Source organism: Candidatus Chloroploca mongolica, from assembly GCF_004762035.2.
GTDB classification, from domain to species: domain Bacteria; phylum Chloroflexota; class Chloroflexia; order Chloroflexales; family Chloroflexaceae; genus Chloroploca; species Chloroploca mongolica.
In genome coordinates this window covers 1-1,707 of sequence record NZ_SIJK02000151.1, presented here as the reverse complement: position 1 = coordinate 1,707, position 1,707 = coordinate 1, and the positions used below count along the sequence as shown (strand labels likewise).

Sequence of the window (1,707 nt, the reverse complement as noted above, 5' to 3'; positions counted from 1 at the left end):
TCCGTGAGGCTGCCAACAAGGCCGCGCGCGACAAGGCGATCACGGCCTGGCGCAACGGTGACGAACGCCAGCGCGCCCGCATTGCGTTGTTCGATGTCGCCAGGCAGCGCGCCGAGGCCGAGAGCCGCTTTGTGCGGGCGAGTGGGCGCTTCCCGCTGACGGCAGTCGGTGATGTGAATACCTATGCGCTCTTTGCTGAGCATTTTCGCACCTTGCTTGCGCCGACGGGGCGGGCGGGCATTATTGTGCCGACCGGGATCGCAACGGATGACAGTACGAAGGCGTTTTTTGGGGATCTAATGAGGAACCAAAGTTTAGTCCAGTTAACAGGCTTTGAGAATGAAGCTTTTATCTTTGCTGATGTTCATAATGCATTTAAATTCTGTGCCCTGACAATTTCAGGCTCGTCTAGACGAATTAACTCGGCTGACTTTGTGTTTTTATGTCGATACTTTGAGCACGTCCAAGAATCGCGGAGGCACTTTAGTCTTTCTTATAAAGACCTCCTAATTCTTAACCCAAATACGAAAACGTGTCCTGTGTTTCGCACGGGGGTCGATGCAGAGATTACAAAAAAGATCTATTCATCCTGGCCAGTAATGGTGAATGAAGCGAATGGATTTAATCCCTGGGGAGTTTCTTTCCTGCGCATGTTTGACATGGCTAACGATAGCTCCCTGTTTAATGACAAGCTGGTTCTAACTTCTCACAACGCAAGCGTTAAAGGAAACACCCTTGTCTCCTCAGATAAGGTATACTTGCCGCTTTACGAGGCAAAAATGGTTTTCCAGTATGATCACAGATTTGGTTCCCTAGTTGGTCGTGAGAATGCTGGAAACCGTCCTTCGCGGAAGTTCGAGGGGTGGTATGGCTGTGATGTTGTAGATCCAACAGATGTTGCGCAACCACAATATTGGGTTGAGCAAAGTGAGGTTGCTGACAGACTACAACATTGGCGGCATAAATGGCTTGTTGGCTTTAGGAGTATCGCCCGTTCCGTTGATGAGCGCACAGTAATAGCTTCGTTCATACCGAGCTCAGCTGTGTCTGGTAAGTTCCCAATACTACTCCCTTCAGTGGGAAGCGTAAATATTATTTTGTGCTTGCTTGCCAATCTTAATTCTATTCCTCTAGACTATATTGCACGACAAAAAGTGGGAGGAACGGATCTCGCTTATCACTATGTGAAACAGTTTCCCGTCCTGCCGCCCTCGGCCTTCAGCCCCACCGACATCGCGTACATCGTGCCGCGGGTGGTGGAGCTGGTCTACACCGCGTGGGACATCAAAGCGTTTGCGGAGGATGTGTGGGCGGAGGCCGACCACGAATTACGGGCACGAATATACGAATGTTGGCGGGGGAACATCGCGGCGGCGGAGCCATTGGCGGCCACGAACCGGGCCGTCGCCGCGCACCTCGCGGTAGCCCATGCGTATATGCGTGACTCCTTCGTGGTTCCCCCCTTCATCTGGCACGACGAGCGCCGCGCACAGATCCGCGCTGAGCTCGACGCCCGCATCGCGAGGCTCTACGGACTGACGCGGGACGAATTGCGCTACATCCTCGACCCGCACGACGTGAATGGGCCGGACTTCCCTGGGGAGACCTTCCGCGTGTTGAAGGAGAAGGAGACGAAGCTGTACGGGGAGTATCGGACGAGGCGGTTGGTGTTGGAGGCGTGGGATCGGAAGAACGACAACCACTAGC

General features: G+C 53.6%; 1 pseudogene. It reads left to right on the top strand.

Annotated features, from left to right (window positions below):
* Positions 1–1,706: pseudogene (locus EYB53_RS25900) on the top strand (Eco57I restriction-modification methylase domain-containing protein); the annotation flags it as partial.
* Between the last annotated feature and the right edge of the window lies 1 nt (position 1,707).